This window comes from Pseudomonas sp. R3.Fl, from assembly GCF_023516765.1.
Taxonomy (GTDB): domain Bacteria; phylum Pseudomonadota; class Gammaproteobacteria; order Pseudomonadales; family Pseudomonadaceae; genus Pseudomonas; species Pseudomonas citronellolis.
In genome coordinates, this window is the sequence record NZ_JAMGSO010000001.1 from 6,682,167 (window position 1) to 6,707,451 (window position 25,285).

17 protein-coding genes are annotated in these 25,285 nt (G+C 69.2%); 9 read left to right on the forward strand and 8 right to left on the reverse strand.

Going from position 1 to position 25,285, the window contains the following annotated elements; all coding sequences use genetic code 11:
- Positions 1–4: 4 nt before the first annotated feature.
- The 5 genes from M8R19_RS29605 to M8R19_RS29625 are packed head-to-tail and all read right to left on the reverse strand — an operon-like array spanning position 5 to position 5,594.
- Positions 5–631 carry a hypothetical protein gene (locus tag M8R19_RS29605; protein WP_249919720.1) on the reverse strand — a complete coding sequence of 209 codons (627 nt, stop codon included), beginning with the start codon at positions 629–631 and terminating at the stop codon, positions 5–7.
- Positions 628–1,404 carry an ABC transporter ATP-binding protein gene (locus M8R19_RS29610; RefSeq protein WP_074983992.1) on the reverse strand — a complete coding sequence of 259 codons (777 nt, stop codon included), beginning with the start codon at positions 1,402–1,404 and terminating at the stop codon, positions 628–630. The genes M8R19_RS29605 and M8R19_RS29610 overlap by 4 nt, the downstream gene beginning before the upstream one ends.
- Positions 1,397–2,413, reverse strand: a complete 1,017-nt coding sequence (locus M8R19_RS29615) for a FecCD family ABC transporter permease (RefSeq protein WP_249919721.1) — start codon at positions 2,411–2,413, stop codon at positions 1,397–1,399. Before M8R19_RS29615 ends, M8R19_RS29610 begins: the two co-directional genes overlap by 8 nt.
- Positions 2,410–3,477 (reverse strand): ABC transporter substrate-binding protein, encoded by a 1,068-nt coding sequence (locus M8R19_RS29620; protein WP_249919722.1) that lies wholly within the window; start codon positions 3,475–3,477, stop codon positions 2,410–2,412. The genes M8R19_RS29615 and M8R19_RS29620 overlap by 4 nt, the downstream gene beginning before the upstream one ends.
- Positions 3,477–5,594 (reverse strand): TonB-dependent receptor, encoded by a 2,118-nt coding sequence (locus M8R19_RS29625; RefSeq protein ID WP_249919723.1) that lies wholly within the window; start codon positions 5,592–5,594, stop codon positions 3,477–3,479. The genes M8R19_RS29620 and M8R19_RS29625 overlap by 1 nt, the downstream gene beginning before the upstream one ends.
- Before the next feature lie 109 nt (positions 5,595–5,703).
- Here M8R19_RS29625 and M8R19_RS29630 point away from each other — a divergent pair, with 109 nt between their 5' ends.
- Positions 5,704–6,396 (forward strand): Crp/Fnr family transcriptional regulator, encoded by a 693-nt coding sequence (locus tag M8R19_RS29630; protein WP_249919724.1) that lies wholly within the window; start codon positions 5,704–5,706, stop codon positions 6,394–6,396.
- 1,506 nt (positions 6,397–7,902) lie between these two features.
- Here the strand turns inward: M8R19_RS29630 and M8R19_RS29635 are convergent.
- Entirely contained in the window at positions 7,903–8,562 is a 660-nt protein-coding gene (locus M8R19_RS29635) for a pentapeptide repeat-containing protein (protein ID WP_249919725.1), read from the reverse strand.
- Between the two features lie 53 nt (positions 8,563–8,615).
- Positions 8,616–10,487 carry a quinoprotein ethanol dehydrogenase gene (gene exaA / locus M8R19_RS29640; RefSeq protein WP_249919726.1) on the reverse strand — a complete coding sequence of 624 codons (1,872 nt, stop codon included), beginning with the start codon at positions 10,485–10,487 and terminating at the stop codon, positions 8,616–8,618.
- 314 nt (positions 10,488–10,801) lie between these two features.
- On the opposite strand from exaA, the gene pedF reads away from it, so the two are divergent.
- From pedF to aldA, 8 genes are all read left to right on the forward strand, one after another.
- Positions 10,802–11,239, forward strand: coding sequence for a cytochrome c-550 PedF (gene pedF, locus M8R19_RS29645; RefSeq protein WP_009622924.1), 438 nt, complete (start codon positions 10,802–10,804; stop codon positions 11,237–11,239).
- Between the two features lie 7 nt (positions 11,240–11,246).
- Positions 11,247–12,128, forward strand: coding sequence for a substrate-binding periplasmic protein (locus M8R19_RS29650; protein WP_249919727.1), 882 nt, complete (start codon positions 11,247–11,249; stop codon positions 12,126–12,128).
- A 14-nt stretch (positions 12,129–12,142) separates the two neighbouring features.
- Complete coding sequence (locus tag M8R19_RS29655; RefSeq protein WP_074983979.1) at positions 12,143–12,889, forward strand: quinoprotein dehydrogenase-associated SoxYZ-like carrier; 747 nt, start codon at positions 12,143–12,145, stop codon at positions 12,887–12,889.
- 27 nt (positions 12,890–12,916) lie between these two features.
- The gene (locus tag M8R19_RS29660) at positions 12,917–13,846 is read left to right on the forward strand and encodes a quinoprotein relay system zinc metallohydrolase 1 (protein WP_074983977.1); all 930 of its coding nucleotides are present in this window, start codon (positions 12,917–12,919) and stop codon (positions 13,844–13,846) included.
- Positions 13,847–14,228: 382 nt separating this feature from the next.
- Entirely contained in the window at positions 14,229–16,007 is a 1,779-nt protein-coding gene (locus M8R19_RS29665; RefSeq protein ID WP_249919728.1) for a methanol/ethanol family PQQ-dependent dehydrogenase, read from the forward strand.
- Between the two features lie 483 nt (positions 16,008–16,490).
- Positions 16,491–18,011 carry an acetaldehyde dehydrogenase ExaC gene (gene exaC / locus M8R19_RS29670; RefSeq protein ID WP_043315552.1) on the forward strand — a complete coding sequence of 507 codons (1,521 nt, stop codon included), beginning with the start codon at positions 16,491–16,493 and terminating at the stop codon, positions 18,009–18,011.
- 652 nt (positions 18,012–18,663) lie between these two features.
- Positions 18,664–20,850 (forward strand): PQQ-dependent dehydrogenase, methanol/ethanol family, encoded by a 2,187-nt coding sequence (locus tag M8R19_RS29675; protein WP_249919729.1) that lies wholly within the window; start codon positions 18,664–18,666, stop codon positions 20,848–20,850.
- 23 nt (positions 20,851–20,873) lie between these two features.
- On the forward strand, positions 20,874–22,310 hold the full coding sequence (aldA, locus tag M8R19_RS29680; protein WP_249919730.1) for an aldehyde dehydrogenase: 1,437 nt from the start codon (positions 20,874–20,876) through the stop codon (positions 22,308–22,310).
- Between the two features lie 780 nt (positions 22,311–23,090).
- Here aldA and M8R19_RS29685 read toward each other — a convergent pair.
- Positions 23,091–25,004 carry a sigma-54-dependent Fis family transcriptional regulator gene (locus M8R19_RS29685; RefSeq protein ID WP_249919731.1) on the reverse strand — a complete coding sequence of 638 codons (1,914 nt, stop codon included), beginning with the start codon at positions 25,002–25,004 and terminating at the stop codon, positions 23,091–23,093.
- Positions 25,005–25,285: the final 281 nt, after the last annotated feature.

The following is a 25,285-nucleotide window of genomic DNA, read 5'->3' on the forward strand; positions in this document are numbered from 1 at the left end:
GCTTTCACTCCTGTTCCGGGTAGATGGCGGCGGGCGCGCCGGCGCGCACCCAGGCCAGCAGCTGCGGGGCGATGCGCGCCGCGCTGGTGTCGTCGTTGATGTACATCCACAGGTTGTTGCCGCTGTGCATGAACACCTGCCCGCCATCCGGCCGCTGCCATACCCAGTCGATGGGCGAGCCGTCGACGCGCAGGCGGTGCAGCACCACGGCGCCGGGCGGCGGCGGATTGGCGCCGCGGGCGTAGAAGCCAGCCACGCCGCGGCGGTAGCTGAGGTCGTGGCAGTCCACGCCGTCGAACACCGGGTGCGGGTTCACGCGCTCCACTTCCAGCTCCTTCACGCCGCGCCGAGGCGCCACGACGAAGTCCGCCAGGCCGTCGAAGATCGGGTAGACCAGGTGGCCGTTGAACACCAGGGTGCCGCCGGCGTCCAGGTGGCGGCGCAGGGCGTCGCGGTGGGCGAGGAGGGCGCGCTGGTCGACGTGGCCCTCGACGAGGATGGCGCTGCGCCCGGCGAAGTGCTCGTCGGTCATCTGGCGCAGCGACAGGGAGTCGATGCCGAGCGCTTCCAGGCGCGCGGCGAAGGCCGGCAGTTCATGGGAGACGGCGCGGATGTGGAGGATGCTGCTCATGGCTGTTCACGGTTCTCCTGTGGGAGTTGGGAAAAGATCGGGACCGCCGTGCCGCTCTGCGGCAGCTCGTCCAGGCGGACCCGGCGTACGGGGATGCGGTACAGGCGCGACAGCGCCGTTTCGTCCATCACCTGCGCCGGTTCGCCGAAGGCATGGGCGCCTTCGCTGAACAGCAGCAGGGCGTGGCTGGCGAACTCCAGCGCGTGTTGCGGGGCGTGGGTGCTGAACACCAGGGTGATGCCGGCGCCGGCCAGTTCCGCCAGCAGGCGCAGGGTCAGGGCCTGGTTGTGCCAGTCCATGGCCGCGGTGGGTTCGTCCAGCAGCAGGATGTCGGCCTCGGCGGCCAGGGCGCGGGCCAGCAGCACCAGTTGGCGCTCGCCGCCGGACAGCGAGGCGAAGGCGCGGTCCGCCAGGTGCGCCGCCTCCACGCGCTCCAGGGCGCGGTGGGCGGCGGCGTAGTCGTCGCGGCCGGCGGCGCGCAACAGGGAGATGCTCGCGGAGCGCCCGAGCAGGACCATCTCCAGGGCGCTCATCGGCAGCGCCGGGTGCACTTCCTGGGGCACGAAGCCCAGGCGGCCGCGGCGTTCGACGTGGCCACGGCTGGGCGCGAGGCTGCCGGCCAGGATTTTCAGCAGGGTGGACTTGCCGGCGCCGTTGCCGCCCAGCAGCGCGCAAAGGGCGCCGCGCGGCAGCGCAAGGTCGAGGCCGCGCAGCAGCGGGCGGCTGTCGTAGGCGTGGTACAGGTCGTGGCAACGCAGGGCGATTTCAGCCATGCAGGGTTCCCCCCAGGCGGCGGATGAGGAAGGCGAACAGCGGCGCGCCGAGCAGTGCGGTGAGCACGCCCAGGGGCACTTCCAACTGGGTGAGGGTGCGCGCCAGGGTGTCCACCAGGATCAGGTAGGTGGCGCCGGCCAGCGCGGTGTTGAGCAGGAAGCCGCGGTGGTCGCTGCCGCAGCCCATGCGCACCAGGTGCGGCACCACCAGGCCGACCCAGCCGACCACACCGCACACCGCCACGCTGGAGGCGGCGATCACGCCGACGGCGAGCAGGGCCAGCAGGCGCACGCGCTGCACCGGTACGCCGAGGCTGCGCGCGTCGCTGTCGCCGACCGACAGCGCCATCAGGTGGAAGCGCAGGCCGTAGAGCACGGTCAGGCTGAGGCCGATGCAGGGCAGGGCGATCAGCAGCTTGCCGGTGTCGGCCGCGGACAGGCTGCCCATCAGCCAGAAGACGATGGCCGGCAGCTGGTTCTGCGGGTCGGCCACCAGCTTGATCAGCGACACGCCGGAGGCGAACACGGCGCTGACCACGATGCCGGCCAGCACCAGCAGCACCGTGCTGCTGCCACGGCTGCCGCGCCCGCCGGCCAGCCAGTAGACCGCCAGCAGGGCCAGCAGGCCCCAGACCAGCGCACCGGTGACCACCGGCCAGCCGTCGCCGGCGAGCAGGAAGGCCAGCACGCCGCCGAATGCCGCACCGGACGACACGCCGAGCAGTTGCGGCTCCGCCAGCGGGTTGCGGAACAGCGCCTGCAGCGCCGCCCCGGCCCCGGCCAGGCCGGCGCCGACCACCGCCGCCAGCAGCACCCGCGGCAGGCGCACGCCTTCCACCACGCGTTGCTGCATGGCGTTCCAGTCGCCTTCGCCGAACAGCGGCGCGAAGAGGATGCGCAGCACGGTCCAGGGCTCGATGGCGTAGCGCCCGGCACCCAGGGCGAGCACCGCGGCCAGCAGCAGGGCGAGCAGCAACAGCGGCGTGGCCAGGCGTTGGCGCAGGTTCATCGGGCCTCCCCGGCGAACAGCGCGCGGTAGTGGGCGCTGTCGCCGTTGCCGGCGAGCTTGAGCAGGTCGTCGAGATCGGCCGGGCTCATGGCGTAGCCGTAGAGCAATTGGTAGGCCTCGGTGATGCGCTGGCGCAGGCCGGGTTCGGCCCGTTCGGGGTGGAACAGGCTGGCCAGCCAGTCCAGCGCCAAGGGCGTTTCCTGGCTCGGCGGGTCCCAGCGGAAGCCGCCGTGGGGGTAGCTGTAGACGCGCCGCTCGCGCACCGCGGCCAGGCCGGCGAGGCGGCTGTCGCCATAGAGTTCGGCCGGGGCCAGGCCCGGTTCGAAGTTGTTCAGCAGCACCACCTGCGGGTCCCACACCAGCAACTGCTCGACGTCCACCGGGGCGAAGCCGGGGATGCCGGCGGCGACGTTGCTGCCCCCGGCCAGGCGGATGTCGCCGTCCATGCTGGTGCCGGCGCCGGCGGCGATCAGCCCCGAACGCGTGCGCTGCAGGTACAGCACCCGTGGCCGCTGCGCCGCGGGGATGCTCGCTGCGCGCGTGGCGATGGCCTGGCTACGCGCCTCGAACCACTGCGCCAGGCGCTCGCCACGCTCGGGCTTGCCGAGGGCGGCGCCGACCAGCCGCAGCCAGCCGGCGGCCAGGGCGCTGTCGCCGTAGCGCAGGGTGATCACCGGGATGCCCAGGGCGCTGATCGGGCGGACGATGTCGTCGCCGCGGTCGCCCCACTGGAACACCAGGTCCGCGCCGGTGGCGGCCAGCGCCTCGACGTTGGGCACGAAGCCTTCGCCGGCCACCTGCGAGGGCACCTGCTGCGCCTGCGGGTACATGCGCCCGAGCAGGCCGTGCTCGAAGTCGGCGCGGCTGGCCGAGTTCATCCCGGCCAGGCGTTGCGGGCCGCCGTCCACGGCCATGATCATCGACGCCAGCGGGATGGGGATGGCCACCAGGTGCTCGACCCGCGCCGGCAGCTCCACGCTGCGGCCGCTCTGGTCGACGACCTGGGCGGCCAGCGCCGGGGTGGCGCCGAGCAGGGCCAGCAGCAGTGCGATGGGGCGCCGCATCAGTAGTCCACCGACAGCTTGACCACCAGGGCGCGGCCCGGCTCCACCAGCGGGTTGCCCACCAGGTCGTTGGGGTAGGCCAGGTTCTCCGCCACCGTGGGGTTGCGGCCCACGCGGTCGAACAGGTTCTCCACCCCGCCCATCAGCTTCCAGTCCTGCCAGCCGTTGCCGAGCACGCGGTCCAGGTCGATGCCGGCGTAGAGGTCGACCATGGCGTAGCTGGAGGTCTCGCGTTCCTGCTTCTCGTCGATGTGGTGCTTGCCCTGGTAGGCGCGCACCACGCCCTCGCCGTACCAGTGGCCGGTGTCGTAGCGCAGCTTGAGGTTGCCGGTGAGCGGGGCGATGTAGGGCAGGTCCTGGTCGGTCTTGTCGTCGCGGCCGCGGGTCAGGGTGGCGGCGTAGCCCAGGCTCCAGCGCTCGGCCAGTTGCGTGCGGCCGTCCAGCTCCAGGCCGCGGATGGTGGCCTTGGCCACGTTCTGCCGCTGGTAGAGGGTGGAGTCCAGGCGCACCAGGCTGATCAGGTCCTTGTACTTGCTCTGGTAGGCGGTGAGGTTCAGCTGGCTACGCTCGCCGTACCAGCGCACGCCGGCCTCGGCGGTGACGTTGGTTTCCGGGTCGAGGTCCGGCGAGGGCAGCGTCGGCTGGGTGCCGGCGGTGCTGGAGATGGTCAGCTCGTTGCCCGAGGGCGCGCGGAAGCCGCGGCTGAGGTTGCCCACCAGGTGCCAGGCCGGGGTCAGCCGGTACACAGCGCCCAGGCTGCCGGTGACGGCGTAGTGGCGCTGGTCGGTGTTGCCGCGGTAGGCGTTGGCCAGGCTCGCGGCCTCGCCGGCGAAGGTGTCGCCGATGTCCACGTCGACCACGTCGCCGCGCAGCGCGCCGGTGAACGACCAGCGCTCGTCGAAGCGCCAGTCGTCGTTGACGAACAGGCCCAGGTTGGTCTGCTCGGAGTCGCGCTCCATCTGATTCCAGCCGCTGTCGGAGAGCAGCGCGCCGGTGCTGCGGTTGTAGCGCCGGGCGTTGTTCTCGCGGCCGTCGAAGCGCTCGTTGAAGAAGTCGCCGCCGTAGCTGAGGTTGTGCTCGCCCAGCTGCTTCATGGCGGTCAGGTGGCCGCCCCAGACGGTGGGGGTGTAGACCTTGATGTGGGCGAAGGCGTCGACCGTGGCGGCGGTGCTGTTGCGCTGGTAGATGTCGGTCTCGAAGTCGCGCACGTAGAGGCTGCTGTCCAGGCTGTCGGCCCAGGCGCCGACGTTGTAGTTCTGGTAGCCCAGGCGCAGGTAGCGCTCGGTGATCGGGTCTTCGCGCACGTCCATGAAGGGCTCGCCCGGCGCCGCGCCGAGGCCGCCGGCGCGCTTGCTGACCACCCGCTGGTAGCGCCCGGAGAGTTCCCAGCGCGAGTCGCTGTCGGGGCTGTAGCCGATGGCGAAGTCGCCGCCGAGCGAGCTGTAGCCGCTGTTGCTGGCGTCGCCGATGGGGGTGGAGTAGTCGCTGGCGCTGCGCTGGTTGACGCCCAGCAGCACGTCGAAGCCGTTGCCGCCACCGACCATCTCGGCGCGCCCGCCGAACATGCTGTTGCCGCTGTTCCATTCCAGGGCGCGCAGCTTCGGCGTCAGTTCGAAGCTCTGCGATGGGTCGACCTTGGCCCGCCGGGTGACGATGTTGACCACGCCGTTCATGGCGTCGGAGCCATAGAGCGCCGAGGCGGGGCCGCGGATGATCTCGATGCGTTCGATCGAGTCCGGGTCGATCATGTTGAATTCCAGGGTGCTGCGGCCACGGTAGCGGTCGCCGTCGATGGCCAGGATCGAGCGCCCCGAGTTGCTGTTGAAGCCGCGTACCACCAACTGCCCGCCAAGGCCGCCACTGCGGGCGAACTCGATGCCGGGGATTTCCGCCAGCAGGCTCTGGATGCCGCCGCTGCCGACGCGCTCGCGGACCTGCTCGCCGCTGATCACGGTCAGGGTGCGCGGCGAATCCTCGGCCGCCGCCGAGGAGCGGGTGGCGGTCACCGTCAGGCTTTCCAGCTCTTTATTGTCTTCCGCCTGGGCCACCGGGCTCAGGGTGAACAGGCCGCTCAGGGCGGGTGCCAACAACACTGCACGATAGGACTTCAGAACCACGATCAACGCCTCCCCCAAGGATGGTGTGCGCCCTTAGCAAAAGAGCTGCACGCTGTAAATGACATGAATTATCATTTGCGAATAATCCACCTTTGCGGGCTTGTATCAAATGAGAAATGTCAAGAATGGTCTGGCGCTGGCCCGCGAACTGCTCGCCGGCCACCCGCTGCTGGGCGCGCAGCCGGAGGCGCTGCGCGAAAGCCTGCTGGCGGACGCCAGCCTGTGCGCGCTGGAGGAGGGCGCGGCGGTGTTCAACCAGGGCCAGCCGGCGCTGTTCTGGTACGTGGTGCTGGAGGGCCGCATCGACACCCTGCGCTACGGCATGGACGGCGAGGAGCGGGTGATCCAGCACGTGGGCCGCGGCCAGTTGCTGGCGCCCATCGTGATGTTCATGCCGCAGCGCCAATACCCGGTGGGCACCCGCGCGGCCATGCCCAGCCTGCTGTGCCGCCTGCACCGGGAAAACCTGCGCCGCGCCTGCCTGGAACACCCGCCCCTGGCGCTGGACATGCTGGACATAGCCGGCCAGGCGCTGAGTTCGCGGATCGACGACGTCGACAGCCTCGCCGGCTTCAACGCGCCGCAACGCCTGGCGACCTACCTGCTGCGCCTGCCACGCCGCCCCGGGCAGAGCATCGAACTGCCGCTGAGCCAGCGCCAACTGGCCGCCAAGCTGGGCGTGCGCGCAGAAACCCTGAACCGCCTGCTGGCCGAATGGCAACGCCAGGGCGTGCTGGAAGGCAAAAGGCGGCAATGGCGGATCGCCGAGATAGAAGCGCTGGAGGCGCAGGCGCGGAGTTGAGGGGGCTGTCCGGCGTGGCCGGGAGGTTCGGCGTCAACCTGTAGGAGCGGGCCCTGCCCGCGATTTCGCGCGCAGGGCCCGCTCCTACATGAGGCTCGGTGTGAGGGTGTCTATTGGGTTCCCGCGTTCGCGGGAATGACGAGGATAGCTAGGCGTACCAGGATGACACTGAGTTCGCCAAATGCTCCAAACGGCCCCCTCTCCCGCAAGCGGGAGAGGGGCTGTCCGGCGTGGCCGGGAGGTTCGGCGTCAACCTGTAGGAGCGGGCCCTGCCCGCGATTCGCGCGCAGGGCGCGCTCCTACAAGAGGCACGGTGTGAGGCTGCCGTTCGCGGGAATGACGAGGATAGCTAGGCGTATCAGGATGACACTGAGCTTGCCAAACGCTCCGAACGGCCCCCTCTCCCGCAAGCGGGAGAGGGGGCTGTCCGGCATGGCCGGGAGGTTCGGCGTCAACCTGTAGGAGCGGACTTTGTCCGCGATTCGCGCGCAGGGCGCGCTCCTACAAGAGGCAAGGTGTGGGGCTGTCTATTGGATTTCCGCGTTCGCGGCTAGGCGTACCAGGATGACGCTGAGATCGCTGAACGCTCCGAACGGCCCCCTCTCCCTTCAGGGAGAGGGTTGGGGAGAGGGGACGGGGTTCATCCAAACACCAACGACCCCCGGGAGGCACCATTCGCGAGCAAGCTCGCTCCTACGAAGAGCGCCTCGGCGCTGCCTGCAAGCCAGTTGCTCCTACAGGACCGATATGAAGCGAAGCGCCACCCACCACCAGCGGCTGACGCTTCGCATCACGTTCCCTACGCCCGGCCGCCTTTCTCCGCGGCGGCATACAACCGCTCTGCATCGGCCACCAGGTATTCCAGCGAACTGAAAGTGCCATCCAGCACATCCTCGCCGGGCGCCCCCAGGTCCGGGGCGCCGGCCAGCAGGCGCAGCAGGTTGACCAGGGCCGATTGGCGGGCTTGGGCGGCGTCGTAAAGCTCCGACGGGGCGGTGTTCTTGAGGGGATGGGAACTTGGGCTGCAGGGAGGGCGGACCGTACAGGTTGGCGTACCGGCCTAGAGTTCCGGCGCATCCGAAGATGCCCCGCACGGCCCGCCCATAACACAGGTGTAGCCATGCCAAGCGCCCGAACATTCGCTCAGGCACCTGAATCCAGGGTCGGGACGCCAATCCCGAACCGCCCTGTTGGGCGGCTGGGCAACGTTAGGGAGTTGCCGGAGAGCTGTCAATCGGAGGAGGAGGGCGGCGCGGTGTGTGGGCAACCCGCGGATCGCGCTTACGGAGCGCAGGAGAAACTCTACCGTAGGATGGGTTGAGCGAAGCGATACCCATCACCGCGACCGCATGGGTATCGCAAGCTCAACCCATCCTACGAAAAGCACCCCGGCGCAGTTGGCAAGACAGTTGCTCCTACGGGACCGGCATGGAGCGACGCGGCACCTGCCAGCGGCGGATAACCGCGAACGGCTATGCGCCCTACGGGAAACCCCATGCATGGCGTTCAATCCCAGCCGCCGGGACACCCCTTGCACCCCTGCATATTCGTCCCCTGGAAGTTCCCGAACCTCGGCTTGCTGCCCCGCAAATCCGCATCCTCCAGATTCGCCTCCGCCAGCTTCACCTCCTGCAGATTCGCATCGCGCAAATCCGCTCCCTTCAGGTCCGCACGGGACAGCCAGGTCATCTCCAGGTCCGCCGCGCGCAGGTTCGCCTGGTGCAGTTTGCCGCCGCTCAGGCGGGCGAATTCGAGGTAGGCGGCGGTCAGGTCGGCGCCTTGCCATTGGGCGCCCTGGGCGAACAGGCCCCAGGCCTGGATGGCCATCAGGCTGGCGCCGGAGAGGTCGGCGGCGCGCAGGTTGGCTTGTTGCAGGCTGGCGCGGGTGAGGTTGGCGCCGCGCAGGTTGGCTTTTTCCAGGTTGGCCATGTCGAGGGTGGCGTGGCGCAGGTCTGCCCCTGAAAGGTCCGCGCCGGCGAGGTTCATGCGGCTGAGGTCCTGGCCTTTCAGGTCGGCGCCGCGCAGGTCGGCGCCGGGGCATTGGCTGCCGGGGGCGATGCGGCAGTGGGCGATGACGGTGGCGTCGTCGTCGGTGTCGGCGGATTCGTCGCTGGCGTGGGCCAGGCCGGCCAGCAGCAGGGCGGCGAGCAGGGTGGTGGTTTTCATGGCTTTCTCCCGGGGCATGGAAAACCGCGCCCCTGGGGGCGCGGTCGGTGGGCTCAGCGGCTGGCGGTCTTGTTGTCCCAGCTGGGCAGCTTGAACACCCAGAAGGAACCGCCCTGGGCCACCGGGCGCGTCAGGTCGGCCATGTCGCCGCCCCACAGCGGCACGGCGCCGCCGTAGCCGACGGTCACGCCGATGTACTGCTCGCCGTCCTGTTCCCAGGTGATGGGCGGGGAGACGATGCCGCTGCCGGTCTGGAACTTCCACAGTTCCTTGCCGTTCTTGGCGTCGAAGGCCTTGAGGAAGCCGTCGCCGGTGCCGGTGAACACCAGGTTGCCGGCGGTGGCCAGCACGCCGGCCCACAGCGGCAGGTGCTCCTTGTGTTCCCACACCACCTTGCCGCTGGTGGGGTCCATGGCGCGCAGGCTGCCGACGTGGTCGTCGTACATGCGCTTGATGCGGAAGCCCATGCCCAGGTAGGCGCTGCCCTTGGTGTAGCTGACTTCCTCGGTCCAGTAGTCCTCCTTCCAGTGGTTGGCCGGCACGTAGAACAGGCCGGTGTCCTGGCTGTAGGCCATGGGGTTCCAGTTCTTGCCGCCGAGGAAGGGCGGCGAGACTTCCACCGCCTTGCCGTGCTTCTGCCCCGGTTCCGGCAGCGGCGGGCGCTGGCCTTCACGCTCGACCGGGCGGCCGGTCTTCAGGTCGATGTGGCTGGCCCAGGTGATGTTGTCGACGAAGGGGAAGGCGTTCTGCAGCTTGCCGTTGCTGCGGTCGACCACGTAGAAGAAGCCGTTGCGGTCGGCGTGGGCGGTGGCCTTGACGATCTTGCCGTCCTTGCCCTTGTAGTCGAACAGCACCAGTTCGTTGTTGCCGGAGAAGTCCCAGGCGTCGTTCGGGGTGTGCTGGTAGAACCACTTCACCTCGCCGGTGCTCGGGTCCACGCCCACTTGCCCTGAGGTGTACAGGCTGTCGTAGTCGTGCGGGTTGCCGCCCTTGGCGGTGCGCGCCCAGGTGTTCCACGGGCCGGGGTTGCCGGCGCCGACGATGATGGTGTTGGTCTCGGCATCGAAGCTGGCGCTCTGCCAGGGCGCGCCGCCGCCGTGGTTCCAGGATTCGACCTTGCCGGTGGGCGAGTTGGGGTCGTCCGGCCAGGACGGCGCCTTGACGTTGCCGGTGACGCTGCTGTCCTTGCCGTTCAGGCGGCCCATGTGGCCTTCGACGAAGGGCCGCATCCAGATTTCCTCGCCGGTGTCCGGGTCGCGGGCGAACAGGCGGCCGACCACGCCGAACTCGTCGCCCGAGCTGCCGTGGATGAGCAGCACCTTGCCGGTCTTCTGGTCCTTCACGATGGTCGGCGCGCCGGTCATGGTGTAGCCGGCGCCGTGTTCGCCGAACTTCTTCTTCCATACCACCTTGCCGGTGTTCTTGTTCAGCGCCACGACCGAGGCGTCGAGGGTGCCGAAGAAGATCTTGTCGCCGTAGATGGCGGCGCCGCGGTTGACCACGTCGCAGCACGGGCGGATGTCGTCGGGCAGGCGGTGGTTGTAGGTCCACAGGCGCTTGCCGGTCTTGGCGTCGAGGGCGAACAGCCGCGAGTAGGAGGCGGTGACGTAGATCACCCCGTCGCTGACGATGGCCTGGGATTCCTGGCCGCGCTGCTTCTCGTCGCCGAAGGAGTAGGACCAGGCCGGGGTCAGCTTGAACACGTTGTCGGCGTTGACCTGCTTGAGCGGGCTCCAGCGCTGGGCGTTGGTGCCCATGCCGTACTGCAGCACGTCGCTGGTGGTCTTGTGGTCATTGGCGATGTCGTCCCAGCTGACGTCCTTGGCCAGCGTCGCGCCGCTGGCGCCCAGGGCGATGGCGAGGGTCAGGCTGTGCAGGGCGAGGCGCAGGGGGCCGGCAGAGGCGAGGGAGGTTCTTGTTGTCATCTTCGGGTTCCCGTTTTTGATGTTGGGTCGAGAAACGGCGGGCCGCTGCTCGGGCCGCGGCGGTTCCATGGTGGGAGCCGGCGGCCGTGGCGGAAACGGAAAAGCTCCCGCATCGGCCGGGACAAGTTCCCGGTCGGGGCATGACTTGGGCTTGCTGCCGAAGGCCCTGGAGCGGCAGCCCTGCGCCCTAGTACGAAGGGAGTAGGCGGGGGCATCCAAAGCAGCATTCGGGGCGGGGGCGGGGCTTCCTAACATGGTCGAGGAGCGCCCCCGGTGGCGCCCGTGCCTTGTCCTACCCCCAGAGGAATGAAGTGATGAACAAGAAGAACTCCTTGCGCGGCCTGCTGGTGCTGGCCGGCCTCAGCGTCTCGGCCCTGGCCCTGGCCCATGGCAACGTGACCCCGCAAGCGGTGGATACCAAGGGCCTGGAGCCCCTGGGCAAGGAGTGGCGCGACACCAACCCGTACCGCGAGCCCTACGCCAACCACAAGCTGGCGGTGGAGATCGGCTCCTCCGCCTACAACCAGAACTGCGCGCGCTGCCATGGCCTGGAGGCCAAGTCCGGCGGCATCGCCCCCGACCTGCGCAAGCTCGACCTGGGCGCCGAGGGCGACGAGTGGTTCAAGGAGCGGGTGATCAACGGCGCGGTGCGCGACGGCGCGGTGTACATGCCGAAGATGGCCGACTTCATCAGCCAGGAAGGCCTGTGGGCCATCCGCAGCTACCTGGAAAGCGTCCACGTGGACGAGTGACGCCGCCATGCGCCTGCTCAGCCTGCTGTGCGGCCTGCTCCTGTTGCTGGGGCAGGCCGAGGCCAAGGTCCGGCCCTACGAAGACATGGTCGCTTCCGGCGTATTGCGGGTGGCGGTCTACCAGAACTTCCCGCCCTACAGCTACATGCAGGGCGGCCAGCCCCACGGCATCGACGTGGATCTCGCCACGCGCCTGGCCCAGGGCCTGGGCCTGCGCGCGGAGTTCCTCTGGGTGATCCCTGGCGAGCGCCTGGACGACGACCTGCGCAACTTCATCTGGAAGGGCCATTACCTGCGCCCGGGCGTGGTGGCCGACGTGATGTTGCGGGTGCCCTACGACCGTGACTATTCCAACAAACGCAATGACGTCGGCGAACTGGCCAACGACCAGGTGGTGATGTTCGGCCCCTACCAGCGCGAGCGCTGGCAGGTGGTCAACGACGCCCGCCGGCTGCCGCAGGTGGACACCATCGCGGCGTTCCGCGAGCACCGCATCGGCGTGGAACTGGACAGCGTGCCCTCGTTCTACCTGACCTCGGTGCTGGGCGGCCAGCTCAGCGCCATGACCGTGCACTTCCCCAGCACCCAGGCGGCCTTCGACGCCATGCGCGCCGGCAAGGTGGACGCGGTGATGGCGCTGCGCGGCGAGCTGGACTGGATGCGCGCCCAGGCCCACGACGACCAGCTGAAGAACGCCGAGAATACCTACCCCAGCCTCGGCCAGCCGGACTGGGACATCGGCATGGCGGTGCACGAGAGCAACCGCCAACTGTCCAACGCCCTCGACGGCGAGCTGGAGGAACTGGTGCGCAGCGGCGAGCTGGCCAGGCTCTACGCCGGCTACGGCGTGCGCTACGAGTTGCCGGGGCTGTACCAGGACGTGCAATAGCACGAGGAGGAGGGATGCATAGACGTAGCCTGCTGTTGGGCCTGTGCGGCCTGCCGCTGCTGGCCGCGGCGGTGGAGGGCGACCCGGTGCCCTCGGTGATGTGGGACTACCACCACAAACGCCTGCTCGGCGGCGAGCCCTTCGTCTTCGACGAGCGGGTGAAGCTGGGCGTGCCGCCCTTCGCCGAGGACGCGCGGCAGGTGCCGGTGGAGGTGGACGCGCGGCAACTGCCCGGGCGCTTCGAGCGCCTGGTGCTGTGGGCCGAGCTGAACCCCATCCCCCACGTGCTGACGCTCTACCCGGGCAAGGACCTGGAGGCGCTGCTGGCGGTGCGCATCCGCATCGAGCAGGCCACCGCCATCCGCGCCGCGCTGCGTGGTGAAGATGGCGTGTGGCACGTGGGCTCGGCCTGGATCGACGCCGCCGGCGGCGGCTGCACCGCGCCCAGCGTGGTGCGCGCCCAGGCCGGCTGGGAACAGCGCCTGGGCCAGGTGCATGGCGGGGCTTTCTCGCGCGGGCCGAACACCCGGCTGCGGCTGAAGGTGGACCACCCGATGGACAACGGCCTGGTCGGCGGCATCCCCGAGTTCTACCTCGACCACGCCGAGCTGCGCACGCCCGAGGGCGAGGTGCTGGCGCGCCTGGACCTGTTCCCGGCGGTGAGCGAGAACCCCAGCTTCAGCTTCGAACTGCGCGGCCACCCCCACGCGAAGCTGTTCCTGCACGACAACAACGGCAACGAATTCGAGGCCGCCCTCTGAGGCGGCCGGCCCGCCCGCGAGGTGCCCATGCGTTACCTGCTGACCTTCCTGCTGCTGCTCTGCACCCAGGTCCTCGCCGACCTGCAGTACCACCTGCAACCCCGGCAGATCGCCGAGGGCACCTGGCTGGTGGAGGGCAGCACCGACAACTTCGCCAAGGACAACGGCGGCAACATCGTCAACGTCGCCTTCGTCGACACCGGCGACGGCATCCTGGTGATCGACACCGGCCCCTCGCGGCGCTACGGCGAGGCGCTGCGCGCGGTGATCCAGCAGACCACCGGCAAGCCTGTGAAGCAGGTGCTGCTGACCCACCACCACCCCGACCACGTGCTGGGCAACCAGGCCTTCGCCGACGTGCCCATCGGCGCCCTGGCCGGCACCAGCAAGCTGCTGAAGGAGCAGGGCAACGCCATGGCGGAGAACATGTACCGCCTGGTGGGCGACTGGATGCGCGGCACCGAGGTGGTGCTGCCGACGCAGACGGTGGAGCCGGGCGAGCTGCAGGTCGGCACGCACCGTTTCCGTCTGCTCGGCCTGCGCGGGCACACCGGGGCGGACCTGGCGATCCTCGACGAGACCAGCGGGGTGTTGTTCGCCGGTGACCTGGTGTTCTACGAGCGCGCTTTGACCACGCCCAACAGCCCGGGGCTGGATGTCTGGCTGGCCGATCTCGATACCCTGCAGGCGCTGCCCTGGAAGCTGATCGTCCCCGGCCACGGGCCCATCGCCACCGACGCCAGGCCCTTCGCCCAGATGCGCGACTACCTCGGCTGGCTCGACAGCGTGATGCGCGAAGGCACCCGCGAAGGCGCGGACATGAACGACCTGCTGCGCACCCCCATCCCCGAACGCTTCGCCGGCATCAGCCTGACGCGCTACGAGCTGATCCGCAGCGTCACCCACCTGTACCCGCGCTACGAACAGCAGGCGTTGCCGCGTATCGACCAGCAGTGAGCCGCCCCGGCTCTTCGTAGGAGCGAGCTCGCTCGCGAACCGATTCCGCAGCGGGGCATGTTCGCGAGCAAGCTCGCTCCTACGAAAGGCCGTGTTCACCTGTAACGGGCCGCGTGGCCGTTCCCATGTAGGAGCGCGCCCTGCGCGCGAATCGCGGGCAGGGCCCGCTCCTACAGGTCTTCCGCACGTCACGGAGTTGTCTATTGGGTTCCCGCGTTCGCGGGAACCCAGAAAACAGCGATCACAAAGCCGGGTATTGCTACCAAGGAACTAGCGAATTCGGCAAAGCGGTCAATTGTTGGCCCACCGCACCGGGCCAAGAATCTGCGGCAGACCGGGAAAACTTCCCGGGTACAACAACAAATCCGCAGAGGTAGCCGCAATGAGACATGCAGGTCCCACCCCTTCCTTCGCGCGCAGCGCGCTCTTCGCCGCACTCGCCCTGGCCAGCCTGGGCGCCCAGGCCGCGGTTACCGACCAGGACATCAGCGACAGCGCCAAGCGCACCGACCAGATCGTGGTCAACGGCATCAACCAGCAGGGCCAGCGCTTCAGCCCGCTGAAGACACTCAACAGCGGCAACGTCAAGGAACTGCGCCCGGTGTGGGCGCTGTCCTTCGGTGGCGAGAAGCAGCGCGGCCAGCAGGCCCAGCCGCTGGTCAAGGACGGGGTGATGTACGTCAGCGCCTCCTACTCGCGGGTGTTCGCCGTGGACGCGCGCACCGGGCGCAAGCTCTGGCAGTACGACGCGCGCCTGCCCGACGGCATCATGCCCTGCTGCGACGTGATCAACCGCGGCGTGGCGCTGTACGGCGACCTGGTGATCTTCGGCACCCTGGACGCCAAGCTGGTGGCGCTGAACAAGGACACCGGCAAGGTGGTGTGGAAGAAGACCGTGGCCGACTACAAGGCCGGCTACTCCATCTCCGCCGCGCCGCTGATCGCCAAGGGCAAGCTGATCACCGGGGTGGCCGGCGGCGAGTTCGGCGTGGTCGGCAAGATCGAGGCCTACGACCCCAGCAACGGCGACCTGCTGTGGAGCCGGCCGACTGTCGAAGGCCACATGGGCTACGTATACAAGGACGGCAAGGCCATCGAGAACGGCATCTCCGGCGGCGAGGCCGGCAAGACCTGGCCGGGCGACCTGTGGAAGACCGGCGGCGCCGCGCCCTGGCTGGGCGGCTACTACGACCCGAGCACCGACTCGCTGTTCATCGGCACCGGCAACCCGTCGCCGTGGAACTCGCACCTGCGCCCGGGCGACAACCTGTTCTCCTCCTCGCGCCTGGCGCTGAACCCGGAGGACGGCTCGATCAAGTGGCACTTCCAGACCACCCCGCACGACGGCTGGGACTTCGACGGCGTGAACGAGCTGGTGTCCTTCGACTACAAGGACGCCGGCAAGACCATCAAGGCCGCGGCCACCGCCGACCGCAACGGCTTCTTCTACGTGCTGGACCGCACCAACGGCAAGTTCATCCGCGGCTTCCCCTTCGTCGACAAGGTCACCTGGGCCAAGGGCCTGGACCCGAACGGCCGGCCGATCTACGACGACGCCCACCGCCCCGGCGCGCCGGGCGAGGGCGCCAAGGGCAGCTCGGTGTTCGTCTCGCCGTCCTTCCTCGGCGGCAAGAACTGGATGCCCATGGCCTACAGCCAGGACACCGGCCTGTTCTACGTGCCCTCCAACGAGTGGGGCATGGACATGTGGAACGAGCACGTGACCTACAAGAAGGGCGCGGCCTACCTGGGCGCCGGCTTCACCATCAAGCCGCTGAACGAGAAGTACATCGGCGTGCTGCGCGCCATCGACCCGAAGACCGGCAAGCAGGTCTGGCGCTACGAGAACTACGCGCCGCTGTGGGGCGGCGTGCTGGCCACCCACGGCAACCTGGTGTTCACCGGCAACCCCGAGGGCTACCTGATGGCCTTCGACGCCAAGAGTGGCAAGAAGCTCTACGAGTTCAACACCGGCTCGGGCGTGATCGCCTCGCCGATCACCTGGGAGATGGACGGCGAGCAATACGTCACCGTGCTCTCCGGCTGGGGCGGCGCCGTGCCGCTGTGGGGCGGCGAGGTGGCCAAGCGCATCAAGGACCTGGACCAGGGCGGGATGATCTGGACCTTCAAGCTGCCGAAGGATCTGGTGAGCAAGCGTTGAGTTCGCAGGGGTAGGGCAGGGGGCTGGCGTGGTGCCGGCCCTTTGCTTTTTGCTTTTTGCTTTTCGTAGGAGCGAGCTTGCTCGCGAACGGTGTCTCCCGGCGGCTGTGGTGCAAGCACGGACGCCGTTCCCTCTCCCTAACCCTCTCCCTGAAGGGAGAGGGGACCGTTCGGCGTGCGCTGATGCTTCGGCGTTAGCCGGCTTGCACCGAGTGGCCGGCTGACACCAAGTCCTCTCTCGGCACGGACAAGCCCCCTCTCCCTTCAGGGAGAGGGCTGGGGAGAGGGGGCGAGATTCGAGCCTGCACTGGAATCGCCGGCAGACTCCATTCGCAAGCAAGCTCGCCCCCACGAACACCCCCCTCTACTACCAAATAACTACCCCCTCACGCCCATGGGCGCATTCCTGGCCGGCGCGGGCGCTGCCTAAGATCGCCGCAAGGCCCGGGCTTGGTGCGCCGGGACGCCACAGGAGAGCTTCGCCATGATCTACGCCCCACCCGGAACCCCCGGTGCCGTCGTCACCCTCAAGCCGCGCTACGGCAACTACATCGGCGGTGAATTCGTGCCGCCGGTGCTCGGCCAGTACTTCACCAACACTTCCCCGGTGAACGGCCAGCCCATCGCCGAATTCCCCCGTTCCACCGCCGAGGACGTGGAGCGCGCGCTGGACGCCGCCCACGCCGCCGCTGATGCCTGGGGCCGCACTTCGGTGCAGGAGCGCTCGCTGGTCCTGCTGAAGATCGCCGACCGCATCGAGCAGCACCTGGAACAGCTGGCCGTGGCCGAGACCTGGGACAACGGCAAGGCCGTGCGCGAGACGCTGAACGCCGACGTGCCCCTGGCCGCCGACCACTTCCGCTACTTCGCCGGCTGCATCCGCGCCCAGGAAGGCGGCGCCGCCGAGATCAACGACAGCACCGTGGCCTATCACATCCACGAACCGCTGGGCGTGGTCGGGCAGATCATCCCGTGGAACTTCCCGCTGCTGATGGCCGCCTGGAAACTGGCCCCGGCCCTGGCCGCCGGCAACTGCGTGGTGCTCAAGCCGGCCGAGCAGACGCCGCTGTCGATCATGCTGCTGGCCGAGATCGTCAACGACCTGCTGCCGCCAGGCGTGCTGAACATCGTCCAGGGCTTCGGCAAGGAAGCGGGGCAGGCGCTGGCCACCAGCAAGCGCATCGCCAAGATCGCCTTCACCGGCTCCACCCCGGTGGGCGCGCATATCCTCCACTGCGCGGCGGAGAACATCATCCCGTCCACCGTGGAGCTGGGCGGCAAGAGCCCGAACATCTTCTTCGACGACATCATGCGCGCCGAGCCGAGCTTCATCGAGAAGGCCGCCGAGGGCCTGGTGCTGGCCTTCTTCAACCAGGGCGAGGTGTGCACCTGCCCGTCGCGGGCGCTGGTGCAGGAGTCGATCTTCGAGCCGTTCATGGCCGAGGTGCAGAAGAAGATCGCCCAGATCAAGCGCGGCAACCCGCTGGACACCGAGACCATGGTCGGCGCCCAGGCCTCGCAGCAGCAGTACGAGAAGATCCTGTCGTACCTCGACATCGCCCAGAACGAGGGCGCCCAGCTGCTGGCCGGCGGCCAGAGCGAGCGGCTGTCCGGCGACCTCGCCAGCGGCTACTACATCCAGCCCACGCTGCTGAAGGGCCACAACGGCATGCGCGTGTTCCAGGAGGAAATCTTCGGCCCGGTGGTCGGCGTGACCACCTTCAAGGACGAGGCCGAGGCCCTGGCGATCGCCAACGACACCGAGTTCGGCCTGGGCGCCGGCGTCTGGACCCGCGACATCAACCGCGCCTGGCGCATGGGCCGCGGCATCAAGGCCGGCCGCGTGTGGACCAACTGCTACCACCTGTACCCGGCGCACGCCGCGTTCGGTGGCTACAAGAAGTCCGGCGTCGGCCGCGAGACGCACAAGATGATGCTCGACCACTACCAGCAGACCAAGAACCTGCTGGTGAGCTACGACGTCAACCCGCTGGGGTTCTTCTGAGGTAGGCCGGCCGCCCGCGCACCCATCCGGGGGCGCGGGCTGGTTCCGGCAAGCGTGTTCAACACCCGCGCCCGGCGCTCCACCGGGCCACTTTTTTTCGATGCGCCCGAGAGCGGGCGACCCGTGCGCCCCTCCCACTTCCGGGCGCGGCGGGGGTGTCGAGCGCGGCTTTGGCCGCGTTTTTTGTTTTTGGGGGGAGGGGCTGCCGGTGATCACTGTGTCTTGGCGTGGCTCCGCTCCCTCTCCCCAGCCCTCTCCCTGAAGGGAGAGGGGGCCAGTCCGTGCCGAGAGAGGACTTGGTTTCAGCCGGCCACTCGGTGCAAGCCGGCTAACGCGGAAATATCAGCGCACGCCGAACGGTCCCCTCTCCCTTCAGGGAGAGGGTTAGGGAGAGGGAACGGCATCAACACTTGCACCCCAGCAACCGGGAGGCACCAGCCGCAAAAAACCGTCCCACCCCCGCAACACCTGCCCCATCCACCCGCAACACCTGTAGCGCCCCACCAAGCTCCAGCCACCACCACCGATCCCCCCGAAACCCCCGCCATTCCTGCCCCGCAGCCATTCCCCCACCCTTTGGCACAGCCATTGCTCAACCCCCTCCAAGCCACGGCGTCCGATCCGTGGCACCAACAAGAATCGGAGACACTCCATGAGCTCGACCGGCCTCACCTTGCCTGATACCCACCCGCAACCCACCGCGCGCCTGCGCCGCAGCGCACTCGCCGCCGCGCTGCTGGCCGGCCTCTGCCCACCCCTGCATGCCGCCGATGCCCCGGCCGACGTCGATGGCGCGCGCATCGCCGCCGCCGACCAGGAACCGGGCAACTGGATGAGCACCGGGCGCACCTACGACGAACAGCGCTTCAGCCCGCTCAAGCAGATCGACCAGGGCAACGTCGACAAGCTCGGCCTGGCCTGGAGCTACAAGCTGGACATCGACCGTGGCGTGGAGGCCACGCCCATCGTGGTCGACGGGGTGATGTACACCACCGGGCCGTTTTCCATCGTCTACGCGCTGGACGCGCGCAACGGCAAGCTGCTGTGGAAGTACGACCCGCAGTCCGACCGCAGCCGCGCCGGCGAGGCCTGCTGCGACGCGGTGAACCGCGGCGTGGCGGTGTGGAAGGGCAAGGTCTACGTCGGCGTGCTGGATGGCCGCCTGGAGGCCATCGACGCCAGGATCGGCAAGCGCGTGTGGAGCGTCGACACCCGCACCGACCCCTCGCGCAGCATCACCATCACCGGCGCGCCGCGCATCGTGAAGGGCAAGGTGATCATCGGCAACGGCGGCGCCGAGTTCGGCGTGCGCGGCTACATCACCGCCTACGACGCCGAGACCGGCAAGCAGGACTGGCGCTTCTTCACCGTGCCCGGCGACCCCAAGCAGGCGCCGGAGAACAAGGCCATGGAGATCGCCAGCAAGACCTGGTTCGGCGACAAGTACCCCGAGCAGGGCGGTGGCGGCACCGTGTGGGACTCCATGTCCTACGACCCCGAGCTGAACCTGCTGTACATCGGCGTGGGCAACGCCTCCTCGTGGAACCCGCGCATCCGCAGCGAGGGCAAGGGCGACAACCTGTTCCTCTCGTCCATCGTCGCCATCGACCCGGACAACGGCGAGTACGTCTGGCACTACCAGACCACCCCGGGCGACGCCTGGGACTTCACCGCCACCGCGCACATCATGCTGGCCGACCTGCCCATCGACGGGAAGGTGCGCAAGGTGCTGATGCAGTCGCCGAAGAACGGCTTCTTCTACGTCATCGACCGCGCCACCGGCGAGCTGCTCTCGGCCAGGAACATCATCCCGGTGAACTGGGCCAAGGGCATCGACATGAAGACCGGCCGGCCCATCGTCGACGACAAGGCCGCGGCCTACTGGAAGGACCCCGAGCGCAAGGCGCTGCTGATCCAGCCGGCGTTCTGGGGCGCCCACGACTGGCAGCCGATGTCCTACAACCCGGCCACCGGCCTGGTGTACATCCCGGCGCACATCATGTCGGCCTACTACCAGGACGTGGAGGGCGCGCCGCCGCGCTCGAAGTTCAAGAGCATCTACCAGCTGGACGTCAACACCGGGATGATGCCCGAGGACCCGGAGGGCCTGCGCAAGGTCGCCGACAGCTGGTCCGGCAAGCTGATCGCCTGGGACCCGCTCAAGCAGAAGGCCGCCTGGGAAGTGCCCTACAGCACCATCTTCAATGGCGGCACCCTGAGCACCGCCGGCAACCTGGTGTTCGAGGGCACCGCCGACGGCCGCGTGGTGGCCTACGCCGCCGACAGCGGGAAGAAGCTCTGGGAATCGCCGGCCAACACCGGGGTGATGGCCGCGCCCGTGACCTATGAAGTGGACGGCGAGCAGTACGTGACCTTCATGGCCGGCTGGGGCGGCGCCTTCTCCACCTTCGCCGGCGCCCTGTCGCTGCGCGCCGGGGTCAAGCCCAACGCCCAGGTGCTGACCTACAAGCTCGGTGGCAGCGCCAAGCTGCCCGAGGCCAAATACAAGTGGGCCGGGCGCAAGCCCGAGCCGCCGAAGCTGACCGCTACCACCGCGCAGATCGACCAGGGCCGCGAGCTGTTCAACGCCAGCTGCTCGCAGTGCCACGGCATCAACGCCATCAGCGGCGGCGTGCTGCCCGACCTGCGCACCCTCAGCGCCGAGAACCACCAGCGCTTCCTCGGCATCGTCTACGGCGGGCGCATCCCCGACGGCATGCCGTCGTTCCAGGGCCACCTCGACCTGCAGCAGGCCGAAGCGGTGCACCAGTACCTGATCAAGCGCGCCTACGACCTCCAGGAACAGCTGGCCGCCGCGCAGAAGACCGCCGGCAAGTGATCGACCCCCACAGGAGAACCCCGATGACCGACGTCACGACCTACCAGCACTACATCGACAACCGCTTCGTCGCCGGCGAGGCGCTGATCGAGGTGCGCAACCCGGCCAACGGCGAGCTGCTGGCGAGCATCCCCGAGGCCAGCGCCGGGCAGGTGGACGCCGCCCTGGGCGCGGCGCGCATGGCCCAGAAGGGCTGGGCGGCCAAACCCGCCATCGAGCGCGCCGGCTACCTGCGGCGCATCGCCGGGAAGGTCCGCGCCAACGCCGAGCGCCTGGCGCGCATCATCACCGCCGAGCAGGGCAAGGTGCCGGCGCTGGCCGAGGTGGAAGTGGCCTTCACCGCCGACTACCTGGACTACATGGCCGAGTGGGCGCGGCGCCTGGAAGGCGAGGTGCTGACCAGCGACCGTGCCGGCGAGCACATCTTCCTGCTGCGCAAGCCGCTGGGCGTGGTGGCCGGCATCCTGCCGTGGAACTTCCCGTTCTTCCTCATCGCGCGGAAGATGGCGCCGGCGCTGCTGACCGGCAACACCATCGTCGTCAAGCCCAGCGAGGAAACCCCGATCAACTGCTTCGAGTTCGCCGCCCTGGTGGCCGAGACCGACCTGCCGCGCGGCGTGTTCAACGTGGTCGGCGGTACCGGCGGCGGGGCCGGGCAGGCGCTGACCGGCCACGCCGGGGTGGACCTGATCAGCTTCACCGGCTCGGTGGCCACCGGCTCGCGGATCATGGCCGCGGCGGCGCCGAACATCACCAAGCTGAACCTGGAGCTGGGCGGCAAGGCGCCGGCCATCGTCCTGGCCGACGCCGACCTGGACCTGGCGGTGAACGCCATCAAGGCCTCGCGGGTGATCAACAGCGGGCAGGTGTGCAACTGCGCCGAGCGCGTGTACGTGCAGCGCCGGGTGGCCGACGCCTTCATCGAGAAGGTCGCCGCCGCCATGGCCGCCACCCGCTATGGCGACCCGGGCACCCAGGCCGACCTGGACATGGGCCCGCTGATCAACCAGGCCGGCCTGGACAAGGTCGCGCAGATGGTCCGCACGGCCCAGGGGCAGGGCGCCCAGGTGATCACCGGCGGCGCCGTGGCCGACCTCGGCCGTGGCTTCCACTACCAGCCCACGGTGCTGGCCGGCTGCTCGGGCGAGATGGAGATCATGCGCAAGGAAATCTTCGGCCCGGTGCTGCCGATCCAGGTGGTGGACGACCTCGACGAGGCCATCGCGCTGGCCAACGCCAGCGAGTACGGCCTGACCTCGTCCATCTACACCCGCGACCTGGGCGCCGCGCTCAAGGCCAGCCGCGAGCTGGACTTCGGCGAGACGTACATCAACCGCGAGAACTTCGAGGCCATGCAGGGCTTCCACGCCGGCACGCGCAAGTCCGGCATCGGCGGCGCCGACGGCAAGCACGGGCTGTACGAGTACACCCATACCCACGTGGTGTACGTGCAGGAATAGGTGCCTCCTTGGGCGGCGCGTGCTTGCCAGGCGCGCGCCGCCCCTTTTTCCCTGCGCCGAACTGCTCTTCGTAGGAGCGAGCTTGCTCGCGAACAAACGCGGTGCCATGCGGTTCGCGAGCAAGCTCGCTCCTACAAAAAATCGCCGCCAGCCGGTGATGTGGGAAGCGGGTCATGCCCGCGAGAGCCCGAGCGCAGAGTCGTGGCGATGGGTATCGCTTCGCTCAACCCATCCTACGGGGCTGCGCCGGGGTGCTCTTCGTAGGAGCGAGCTTGCTCGCGAACAAACGCGGTGCCATGCGGTTCGCGAGCAAGCTCGCTCCTACAAAAAATCGCCGCCAGCCGGTGATGTGGGAAACGGGCCATGCCCGCGAGAGTCCGAGCGCAGAGTCGTGGCGATGGGTATCGCTTCGCTCAACCCATCCTACGGGGCTGCGCCGGGGTGCTCTTCGTAGGAGCGAGCTTGCTCGCGAACAAACGCGGTGCCATGCGGTTCGCGAGCAAGCTCGCTCCTACAAAAAACGCCGCCAGTCGGTGATGTGGGAAGCGGGCCATGCCCGCGAGAGCCTGAGCGCAGAGTCGTGGCGATGGGTATCGCTTCGCTCAACCCATCCTACTGGATTGCGCCGAGCTGCTCTTCGTAGGAGCGAGCTTGCTCGCGAACAAACGCGGTGCGATGCGGTTCGCGAGCAAGCTCGCTCCTACAAAAAAACGCCGCCAGCCGGTGATGTAGGACGGGCCATGCCCGCGGGCAAAGCGGACGCAGGGAAAAGGGATGCGCTTAATACAACGCGTTGGGCTGGACGATGCCGTGCTTCTTCATCTTCCGATACAGGGTCGAGCGGGCCACGCCGAAGTGTTCGGCCACCGCGCTGATGTTCCACTGCCGCTCGCGCAGCGCGGCCAGCAGGTGGCTCGCCTCGGCATCGTCCAGGCGCGCGGCCAGGGCGCCGCTGGGCGTGGCCGCGACGGGGACCGGCTGATGCAGTTCGGCGGGCAGGCAGTCGAGGTCGATGAGGCCGTCCTCGGCCAGGGCCGCGGCGTAGCGCAGGCAGTTGAGCAACTGGCGGATGTTGCCCGGCCAGGGCTGCGCGCGCAGGCGTTCGCGCGCTTCAGGCGCCAGGCGCAGCGCGGGGTTGATGGCGGCCAGCAGCTGCTCGACCAGCACCTCGCGGTCGCTGCGCTCGCGCAGGGCCGGCAGTTGCAGTGTCATGCCGGCCAGGCGGTAGAACAGGTCCTCGCGGAAGCCGCGGGCCTGGATCATCGCGGCCAGGTCCTGGTGCGTCGCCGAGACCACCTGCACGTCCAGCGCCACCGGCGTCTCGGCGCCCAGCGGGAGGATCTCGCGCTCGGCCAGCACGCGCAGCAGGCGCGTCTGCAGGTGCGCCGGCATGTCACCGATCTCGTCGAGGAACAGGGTGCCGCCGTTGGCCAGCTCCAGCTTGCCCTTCATGCCCTTCTTGCTGGCGCCGGTGAAGCTGCCGCCGCGGTAGCCGAACAGCTCGCTCTCGATCAGGCTTTCGGGGATGGCCGCGCAGTTCAGCGCCACGAAGGGCCCGGCGCGGCGCGCGCTGGCCTGGTGGATGGCGCGGGCGAAGGCTTCCTTGCCGGTGCCGGTCTCGCCGTTGAGCAGGATGGCGATGCCCTTGTCCAGCACCTTGCGCAGGCGCCGCACGCCCTCCTGCAGGCGCGAGTCGGCACCGGCCAGGCGCGCCAGGTCCGGGTGCTCGCCGGCTTTGGCCGGCGCGGGCGGGGCGCTGCGCCGCGGCAGGCCGGCGGGCATGCGCAGGCCGACCTCCACCGCCGCCTCGTCGCCCAGGGTGCGCAGGCGCACGGCGCGGGCGCCGCCCTGGCTCAGGGCCAGCAGCTGGTCGAGGTCGCTGGCCAGCAACTGCTCGATGCGGCTGCCCAGCAGCTCGCCGGGGCTGGCGGCGAAGGCGGCGTGGTTGGCGCCGATCACCCGGCCGCGCTCGTCCAGGGCCAGCAGCTGCTCGGCGGCCAGGTCGGCGACCTCGTCGCGGGCCTTCACCGAGAGCGTCAGGCGGTCGCGGTAGCGCTGGCGGAAGGCGGCGTTCTCGATCAGCCGGGCGTAGAGGATGACCAACTGCAGGGTGAGGTACTGCGCCTCCTTGGGCCCGCCACTGTTCAGGCAGGTGGCGTTGAGGCAGCCGCGCAGGTTGTGCTGGGCGTCGTAGATCGGCGCCACCGAGCAGCTCAGGCGGAAGTTGCTGACCAGGAAGTGTTCCTGGCGATGGATGGTCAGCGGCGCGGCGGCGGCCAGGGCGGTGCCGATGCCGTTGGTGCCGGCCACCGACTCGTCCCAGCGCGCGCCGACGATCAGCCCGGCCTGGGTGTAGCGGTCGCGCTGCGCCGGCAGGCGGGCGTCGAGGGTGACGCCCTGCTCGTCGCTGAGCAGCACCGCGAAGCCGGCCGGGGTGACGCGCCGGGCCAGGCCGCTGACGCCCTGGCCGGCGATGGCCAGGTATTCCTCGTGCTGGGCCTGGTGCTCGCGGATTTCGCCGGCGGTGAGGATGTGCTTCTCGGCGCTGGCGCGCGGGTCCAGGTGGTGCTGCACCACGCTGCGGTACCAGGAGCGGGCGATGGCGTCCTCCGGTTGCAGGTCGCGCTCGCCGAAGTGGTCGGCGATGAAGGTGGCGAGGTCGTTCGGGCAGTTGTCCAGGGCATGCTCGTTCATGGGTACTACTCCCGGGCGCCGTCAGCCGTACTGCGGCGCTTTGTTGTTGTCAGGTGCCGTTCGGCGGGGCTTGCCGGGCGAACGGACCGGCGCAGGCAGGCAAGTCTAGTCAGGCGCCCGCCGAACGGCGAGGAACCGAGCAAGGCCCGTGCCGCCTGTACGGACAAGAGGCGCCCCGCGCGGCGCCAGGGTTCAGCGCGCCGCGCGAGGGCGGCGCCGGGAACAGTTGTCGCGCCCCGCGCGACACCTGTAGCGGGCGGGCGCGACAGCTGTCGCACCCT

What these genes read in the sequence shown, in the direction of transcription:
- M8R19_RS29675 (WP_249919729.1), top strand. Translation starts at nt 18,664, where the DNA reads ATGAGCTCGACCGGCCTCACCTTGCCTGATACCCACCCGCAACCCACC.
- M8R19_RS29650 (WP_249919727.1), top strand. Translation starts at nt 11,247, where the DNA reads ATGCGCCTGCTCAGCCTGCTGTGCGGCCTGCTCCTGTTGCTGGGGCAG.
- M8R19_RS29620 (WP_249919722.1), bottom strand. Translation starts at nt 3,477, where the DNA reads ATGCGGCGCCCCATCGCACTGCTGCTGGCCCTGCTCGGCGCCACCCCG.
- M8R19_RS29660 (WP_074983977.1), top strand. Translation starts at nt 12,917, where the DNA reads ATGCGTTACCTGCTGACCTTCCTGCTGCTGCTCTGCACCCAGGTCCTC.
- M8R19_RS29685 (WP_249919731.1), bottom strand. Translation starts at nt 25,004, where the DNA reads ATGAACGAGCATGCCCTGGACAACTGCCCGAACGACCTCGCCACCTTC.
- M8R19_RS29655 (WP_074983979.1), top strand. Translation starts at nt 12,143, where the DNA reads ATGCATAGACGTAGCCTGCTGTTGGGCCTGTGCGGCCTGCCGCTGCTG.
- M8R19_RS29630 (WP_249919724.1), top strand. Translation starts at nt 5,704, where the DNA reads ATGAGAAATGTCAAGAATGGTCTGGCGCTGGCCCGCGAACTGCTCGCC.
- M8R19_RS29605 (WP_249919720.1), bottom strand. Translation starts at nt 631, where the DNA reads ATGAGCAGCATCCTCCACATCCGCGCCGTCTCCCATGAACTGCCGGCC.
- M8R19_RS29610 (WP_074983992.1), bottom strand. Translation starts at nt 1,404, where the DNA reads ATGGCTGAAATCGCCCTGCGTTGCCACGACCTGTACCACGCCTACGAC.
- M8R19_RS29615 (WP_249919721.1), bottom strand. Translation starts at nt 2,413, where the DNA reads ATGAACCTGCGCCAACGCCTGGCCACGCCGCTGTTGCTGCTCGCCCTG.
- aldA (WP_249919730.1), top strand. Translation starts at nt 20,874, where the DNA reads ATGACCGACGTCACGACCTACCAGCACTACATCGACAACCGCTTCGTC.
- M8R19_RS29635 (WP_249919725.1), bottom strand. Translation starts at nt 8,562, where the DNA reads ATGAAAACCACCACCCTGCTCGCCGCCCTGCTGCTGGCCGGCCTGGCC.
- exaA (WP_249919726.1), bottom strand. Translation starts at nt 10,487, where the DNA reads ATGACAACAAGAACCTCCCTCGCCTCTGCCGGCCCCCTGCGCCTCGCC.
- exaC (WP_043315552.1), top strand. Translation starts at nt 16,491, where the DNA reads ATGATCTACGCCCCACCCGGAACCCCCGGTGCCGTCGTCACCCTCAAG.
- pedF (WP_009622924.1), top strand. Translation starts at nt 10,802, where the DNA reads ATGAACAAGAAGAACTCCTTGCGCGGCCTGCTGGTGCTGGCCGGCCTC.
- M8R19_RS29665 (WP_249919728.1), top strand. Translation starts at nt 14,229, where the DNA reads ATGAGACATGCAGGTCCCACCCCTTCCTTCGCGCGCAGCGCGCTCTTC.